The sequence below is a fragment of the Anaerolineales bacterium genome (assembly GCA_022866145.1).
Classification (GTDB): domain Bacteria; phylum Chloroflexota; class Anaerolineae; order Anaerolineales; family E44-bin32; genus PFL42.
Window position 1 is genome coordinate 1 of sequence record JALHUE010000287.1, and the last position, 7,509, is coordinate 7,509.

At 61.6% G+C, this 7,509-nt stretch carries 4 protein-coding genes; 3 read left to right on the forward strand and 1 reads right to left on the reverse strand.

Features of this window, described 5'->3' with window-relative positions:
* Positions 1 to 862 precede the first annotated feature (862 nt).
* Positions 863 to 2,362, reverse strand: a complete 1,500-nt coding sequence (locus MUO23_08880; protein ID MCJ7513068.1) for an integrase core domain-containing protein — start codon at positions 2,360 to 2,362, stop codon at positions 863 to 865.
* A gap of 301 nt (positions 2,363 to 2,663) precedes the next feature.
* Here MUO23_08880 and MUO23_08885 point away from each other — a divergent pair, with 301 nt between their 5' ends.
* From MUO23_08885 to MUO23_08895, 3 genes are all read left to right on the forward strand, one after another.
* Entirely contained in the window at positions 2,664 to 3,134 is a 471-nt protein-coding gene (locus MUO23_08885; GenBank protein MCJ7513069.1) for a hypothetical protein, read from the forward strand.
* A gap of 1,157 nt (positions 3,135 to 4,291) precedes the next feature.
* A complete protein-coding gene (locus MUO23_08890; protein ID MCJ7513070.1) occupies positions 4,292 to 6,118 on the forward strand; it encodes a glycosyltransferase family 39 protein in 1,827 nt (608 codons plus the stop codon).
* 168 nt (positions 6,119 to 6,286) lie between these two features.
* Positions 6,287 to 7,509 (forward strand): glycosyltransferase family 39 protein (locus tag MUO23_08895; GenBank protein ID MCJ7513071.1); only part of this gene is annotated, 1,223 nt, incomplete at its 3' end.

The window sequence follows — 7,509 nt, forward strand, 5'->3', positions numbered from 1 at the left end:
CGATGGCTCCACGCGCCATGTCCACGCCCAGGCCACCAGCTCCTGGCCGCCCAACAACTCGCTGAAGCCGACTCGGCTGGCGGGCGAATATCCAGGCAAATTGGCCTGCCGTGTGGTCGGCGCGAGAATAGAAACCAGCCTCAGCCGCCGAGCGGCCTAGCTCGAGGCCGTTAGGCGGCATCACACATGGCATGCGCGAAATCCTACAGTGAAACGTAGACGTCCGTACCCTGAAATAGCCGTCGCGATAGCTTCAGCCGCGTGGGGTTTGTTCTGGATACCTCTCAGAGCAATTGAACGCTTCGGCCTTGATCCCGCCTGGGCTACCCTGAGCCAGTTCCTCGCGCCCCTCGTCATCCTGATGCCGTTCGCGACCCTGCGTTGGCTGCGCAAGCGGCCCACCGGTATTCAACAGTATCGCACTGGACTGCTCATCGGGGCTGCGGTTGCGCTATACCTCGAGAGTCTGCTCCTTACCGACGTTGCACGCGCACTGATCCTCTTCTACGCGATGCCGGCATGGGGGACGCTGTTGGAAGTGGCCCTGATGGGGCGTCCATTCACCCGATGGCGCGGCATCGCCCTGCTCCTTAGCTTGTCGGGGATGCTCATCCTTCTCGGCGTGGGCGGACCTCACTCGTTGTCCATGAACCTCGGAGACCTGATGGCCTTGCTCTCAGGCATCCTGTTTGCATTTGGCGCCATGCGAGTCCGCCAGGCACCTGAGACATCGGTCTTTGAGCAGATCTTCGCATTCTTCCTGTATGGCTCCGTCGCAGCTCTGGTTCTTTCCTTGCTCCCGCTTGCCGCTCTCGGTCAGCCTCCATCCCTGGAACAGTTGATCACACTCGCACCGTGGCTCTTATTGATCGCAGTCACATTCTTGATCCCAGTGATGTGGGGAGTCTACTGGGGTTCCCGCCACGTCGACCCTGGCAGGCTGGGCATCTTGCTCCAGATTGAGGCCGTCGTGGGAATTGGCAGCGCAGCTCTGCTCGCAGGAGAACCATTTGGTGCGCGCGAGGCCATTGGTGCGATCCTGGTCGTCAGCGCAAGTCTGGTAGAGGTCATCGGGAATGCGAAAGGCACATCTGCGGACGCCGAATCGCCATCTGTGCGCCCCCTCAAAGGCGAAGTGTGAGCAGTCGGGCTGATGGGTAACAGAAAGTCCAAGTTGATTGGTAACACTCACAACGGCTTGTTTTGGGGATAACCCCCCATGTAGCTGCAGGGTTTCCTCGTCGAAGCGACCGAGGAGCAGCGGCCCGAAGTAGACAGCCCACACGCCGTCTTCAACCTCTTCGGGGCCGACGTACTCTTCTTCCAGGACGTGGCTCACGTTCACCCAGGCACTGCCCCAGCGGATGCCGCCATTGCGGCTCACCAGGCGTCGCTCGAAGTGAGCCGGGTATTCAAGTTCGGGGATCCGCTCGGGGTAAGGGCGAAAGGACGGCCGATACACGGACGCCGGCGTCTCCTGGCCGAGAGACTCGTGGGGCCGATCGTGGTTGAACTCCCGCACGAAGTGGTTGAACTTGCGCTGCTGGGCACTCAGGCTTGAGGCTGGGGGTTTGACGGTGTCGTGCTTGAGGGTCTTGTGGAAGCGCTCATGGCGCGCATTCTGCTGGGGATGGCCGGGGAGGATGAGCTCTGGGCGGATGCCGATCTTGATCCACCACACGTGGAGTCGGGATAGCCGGTGGATGGCCTGGGAGGCGAAGGGTGCGCCGTTGTCTGTGCGGATCACGTCTGGTAGTCCGAACTCCCGGAAAGCCCGCTCAAACAGAGGCTGGACGAGCTCATGCTTGGTCGAGGGCAGGCCAATGCAGGCCAGGCAGTACCTCGAGAACCCATCCATCAGGGTGAGCGGGTAGCACCATTTGCCGTCGAGGGTCTTGAATTGGCCTTTGAAGTCAGCCGTCCAGACCGAATTGGGGTGCGACATCGGCGTCTGTCCAAGGCCGGGATGGCCCGGATGCGGCCGCCTGCGCCTTGGCTTCACCAGGCCGTGCCGTTTGAAGAGTTCCGCCGTGGTGGATCGAGCGGGGAGGGGCAGGGATGGTCGCTGCCCGTGAAGGATCCGCAGTATCTTGGCTGGCCCCCAGCTCAAATGCTTGCGGCGGATCGTCAGGAGAACCGCCGCCACATCGGGGCGCAGCCTGTGGGGACACGAGTGGGTTGCATGCGAACGGTCCTCGAGCCCTTCCCGGCCCTCGGCCCTCCAGCGCTCCACCCACTTGTAGCCGGTCTTGCAGGAGATGTCGAAGAAGGCGCACAGTTCGGTGAAGTTGAAAACCCCGGCCCGAAACGTCTCAATGAAGCGGATCTTCTCGTCCATGGGTAAGACAGCTCTCCAGGGCATGGCCACCTCCTCGGTGGCATGCCCCTTGCAAGAGTGTTACCCATCCACCTGGACTAAACTGTTACCTATCAGCCCGGACTGTACCGGGGCGCCGCCTAACAACTCGCTGAAGCTGACCCGGCGGGCTGGGGCTTAGGGTGGGGCGCCTGGCCCGGCGGCTTGCGCGACAATCATGGGCGTCTGCCCGCGTCCGCCGGGCAGCTTAGCTCGAGGCCGTGAGGCGGCCAGGGCCGTTCTACCGGAGATCCGAGTGCCCAATTGGCATCTTATCTTCAATAGCGCCTTCATCTGTGGCGTGGCATTGTCCCTCGTCCTCACGACGATCATGATCATAAGCGGGGTCGTCGCCCCCGACATGTGGGTCGGCGACTACCCTCCCGACATCAGGCAGAGATACGGCCCTATGTCCCCTCGGGCTGCCCTCCTGCGCCCCTACATAGCTGTTGCGTTCTTCACAGCTGTCCTCGTCATTCCCATACTCGGCCTTTTCGCCTTACGGGCTGAGATCGAATACGTGCCATTCATACCAGCGTTGGCGTTCTCTGCAGTCGCCCTGCTTGTCTTCAACGCATTCGATCTGATCTTCCTCGACTGGCTTCTCTTCTGCACGATCCAGCCACGGCCGATGGTTCTTCCAGGCACCGAGGGGATGCCAGGCTACCGCGACTACCGCTTCCACTTCATAGGGTTCCTAAAGGGCTTGGGAGTCTGTGCGGTCGGCGCCCTGTTCATGGCCATTCTCTGGATGGTCGCACAGAGGCTCACTATGTAGGCAAGCACCTGAACCCTTGGCCGCCTTCCAAGTTTCTTCCCCGGAATGACGCTCATATGTAAGGCACTTGCCTGAGAACCCTGCCCGAGAGCATGTCCGGCCGTGGGAAGATGCTGCCCGAGGACCGGCGGTCGAAGACCAGGTACGCCGCCCAGCAACTCGCTGCCTGCCAAGGCCGCACATCGTCCCGATGTCCTTCGGGAGGCCGGGGAAGCCGGCTCGGCTTGCGCGCGAGAATGCGACGGTTCCGTGGCGGCCGTCTTCCCATGGAATGAAGGAGAAAAGCCCGAGGCGCCGAGCGGCTTGGCTCGAGGCCGTTGGGCGGAGCGATTCAAGAGAAATGCACCATCGAGAGCATTGCTTCCATCAAAGACCCATGATCGATGCACTCCGCCCATCGATGGGAGGCGCCCGAGGTTTGTTGCTCATCCTTGTCGGCAGCCTGGTCATCGCGGTCGCTACTCAAAATCAGGTCCCGCGACCCATCTCTCCGATACCGATGACACCAGAAGCGTTGGCTGTCCCGCTCTTGGGGGCGGTCCTTGGAAGCGGGCGGGCCCCCTCGGCCGTGGTATCCTTTCTCCTGCTTGGTGGCGTGGGAATCCCGGGATTCTCGCCGCCGAAGCCATTGGGATGGGTCGGTCTATCGGTCCAACAGCGAGCTATCTTGGTGCCTTCGTTGTCGTAGCGTTCTTGGTTGCTGTGCTCAGCGAATAGGGGTGGGCGCGAAGGCCTTGGTCCATCGCAGCGAGCATGGTCGTGGGCCATGACGCCATCTACATGGTCGGAGTCCATTGGCTCGGGCGCTGCGTTGGCGGGGAGGCGGTGCGGAGAGCAAGTGTCTCTCCCTTCGTGGTTGGGATATCCTCAAGGTCACGCGGGCCACGGGCATAGTGTCCACAGACTGGAAACTCCTGCGGAACGACGGACGCGCGACGAGCTCGACAAGGCAGTGGGTACGAGCGGAGCGGTGGATAGCTGGAAGGGGGGTGCTCGTGGCCCGGCATGGAGTGCGAATGCGCATGGTCCGTTCATTGCCCCGCTGAGGAGCTCAGCTTGAATCCCTACGCAGTCAGGCGCGGTTTGCGGGTTCGTCGTGCCGGGGTGCTCCGACGGCGAAGACGGGCGTGCGCCGCTGGAGCAGGATCCCAAGAGTGATGGCCCCTATGCGATTGGGCAACATCCTGCAGGCCTCTCGTCGTCCGGGGACAATCTCGAGTCTTCTGGCTCTCCTTGTCCTGTCGGTCTTCCTGCAGATCCGGTGGGGGCCTCCGAACCACAAGATGCAACTAGATGGAACGGTATTTGCCTACGCGGGGAAGCAGATTCTCGATGGAGATATCCCCTACAAGGACTTCTGGGATCACAAGCCTCCTGGGGTGTACTACCTCAATTCGCTGGCCTTTCTGATTGGGCCGGCAGATGCCTGGACGATCTGGTTCCTCACGGTGTCGTGGACGATCTTCATCGCGATAGCCTTCTATGCCCTGCTTTCCAAGATCCTGACCAAAGGGTCGGCTGTTCTCCTGACAGGCGTCCTATTGGCGACGTTGCTGCAGCCGAAGTTCTATGAAGGCTCAAACATGACGGAGTTCTACGGCGTTCTGCCGTCCGTCGCCTCCTTGCTTCTTGCATTCCTCTTCCTGGAACGGGGAGACAACCGCTTTGCAGTCGGGTTGGGGGCCGCATTCGCTGCGGGCGCTCTGCTGAAGCAGACGAATGTCGGGACCTCGTTAGCATGCATTGCAGTGATTCTCCTCTATCAGAGCCGAGTGCGTGGAATCCGAGAAGGCCTCAGGTCCCTCGGAGCCGTCTGCATTCCCGTAGTCATCAGTCTTCTTGTCGTCGGAACCTATTGGTATTCCCAGGGTGCGCTTGCGCAACTCTGGCAATCCACCGTGGAATACAACCTGCTCTACGTCGAAGGAAACTGGGGGGTAGGGAGCCTGTACGGTGCCTTGAGGGAGGTTGCGACTGACCCTTCGCTGTCCCCGCTTCTTGTCATCGCTCTCGCGGCAGCTCTCGGATTCGCAGCGGCACGCCGACATGCTTTGGGTTTGTGGTTGGCGGGGGATCGCGGACCGGATGCTGCGATCCCACTCGACTTCCTGTTCCTGGCTGTATTCCTGTCTCTCTTCTCGGAGATAGCTCTTGTCGCGCTCGCCGCCGGGAAGTACGGTCACTACTTCTTGACCCTTCCGCCGGTGCTGTGCGCGGCGTCCAGCTACTGGCTGGTCCGCAAGGGGGTCGCCCTCTCCCCGGGTGAGCGTTGGGATGGGGGGACTGCGAGGGCAACTCCGTTTGTGTTTGGGGGTCTGGCAGTCTGGTTGGTTGCCACGGTCGGGCTCGTACGGCCGTCGATGGACCAGATCGGGACTCTCCTCCGCAACGTGCCGACTCGCACCCCGGCGATATCGGCCATTGACGACTACGTCATGGACACCACCGAACCGGACGAGAGTGTGCTTGTGTGGGGATTGGGAGCGGAGCTCAATTTCGAAACCGGCCGCCGTTCTCCAACGCCCTATGTATATTACCTGCCGCTCTTCATGGGGGGGTTTCACAACGGCGAGCTCTGGGACCGTTTCTTGGCAGATCTCCGTGACGATCCACCTGCATTGATCATCGCCCCGCGTGAAAGCGGCTCTGCACCACGATTCTATGCTTCTGAGCAGGAGCTGCATGAAGCCTGCGGATGCCAAGGTGAGATCCTCTCCGGATTCACCGAGTTTTCGCGGTTTGTCAACACGCGCTACCACCGCGAACCGGCGCTCGAGGATCAGTTCGTGATCTTTCGGCTCGATGATTCTCAGGGATGGAACCTTGCCACGGAGGGATATGGCGCCGCCGCACAGCGAGGTGGCCTTCCCGGAGTTCCCCTATGGACTCGGCAAGGAAGCACCCTGGCGGCAAGCGGAACTCTGAGGATGCCTCTGCCAAGGCTGGTGGATAACCCTAGTGGTATACCAGGAGGGAGTGAGTAGCTCCCCTCTTCCTCACCGCCATGGCCGCCCAGGGAGGATGAGCCTTACGGGCCCATTGCGACTGGGTACCGGTGGGGTGGGCCAGAGGGGTGCTAGCTCATCACCCGCAGGATGACAGAGATGGCCACGCCCCTTGGATCTCGCGATGCACCCCGGACAGAGAGCCAGATGAAGGGAGTCCTGCTGGACCTGAGCCTGGCCGTGGTCTTGGTGGTCGCGATTCTCACCCTCCAGATTCGGTGGAGCCCCCGCTTCGTCGAGATGGGACCCGACAGCGGTTTGTTTGCCTATGGTGGCGAGAGAATCTTGCAGGGGGACCTCCTGTATCGGGATGTGTTCGATACCAAGCCGCCCGGAGTGTTCTATCTCAATGCGGCTGCGCTCCGCTTCGGTGGTGAGACGGTGTGGCCGATCTGGGGGCTTTCGGCCTTGTGGAGCGCGGCAGCCGTAGTCGGCCTGTACTTCGTCCTGAAATCCCTGACTGGCAGGATCGCAGCCCTGGCGGCTACATTCCTATTCCTGGTTGTGCTGCACCAAACCGGGGTGTATCAGGGCGGGAATTCCACGGAGCTCTTCGCCCTCCTTCCGCAGGTCCTGGTCTTGGGGTGTACGGTCTGGTACTTGCGCAAGGGGCAGGGAAGGGCGATCTTCCTTGCCGGGATGGCAACTGCACTTGCATTCCTCTTCAAGCCGACGTACATCGCCCTGGGCGTGGTCTGCTCCGGCCTGATCATGGGAAAGGGGATATGGGAGCGGCAATGGCGTCTGGTGCTGAGGCTCCTACTCATCTTCATGACCGGCTTCGGGCTGCCGCTCCTCCTTGTGGCAAGCTACTGGTATGTACGCGGCGGACTCACCGACATGCTGGATGCCCTGTTCGTCTATGGCTCGGCCTATGTCCGAGGAGGGTTGTCGGCGCGCAGTCTGTATGTGACCTTCCGCAAGCTAACCGAGAGCGCACCCATGGCGAACCTGACGATGTTGGCCATGGCTGGAATGATCCTGCTTGCCTGGGAGCTTCACAGGGCACGCCGCCGGAAGCTACCTGCCGGCGAGGGAACGCAAGGCGTGACCGGCTTCGCCGCCTCCGTGATCACGGACGCCGCTGGCCTGGTTCTCCTCGTGACCCTAGTGGCGATCCCGCTGGAGTGGACCTTGGTCGCCCTGTCAGGCCAGAACTTCGGCCACTACTTCATCACGCCCCTGCCGGCAATGGCCACGATGGCAGCCTTCGCCCTTCACCGTGCATGGTCGGCAGGGCGGGAAGATGCGGGCGAGAGCCCATGGCGAATTGCTTTCGCCGGCTTGGCATCGGCCATTCTGGCGGTGGGGCTACTCTTGGGGCTTGTGCAGGGCATGCCCGACCGATATCAATGGAATAACCTGCTTGC

Coding starts and splice junctions, on each gene's coding strand:
- MUO23_08880 (MCJ7513068.1), bottom strand. CDS start 2,362: ATGCCCTGGAGAGCTGTCTTACCCATGGACGAGAAGATCCGCTTCATT.
- MUO23_08890 (MCJ7513070.1), top strand. CDS start 4,292: ATGGCCCCTATGCGATTGGGCAACATCCTGCAGGCCTCTCGTCGTCCG.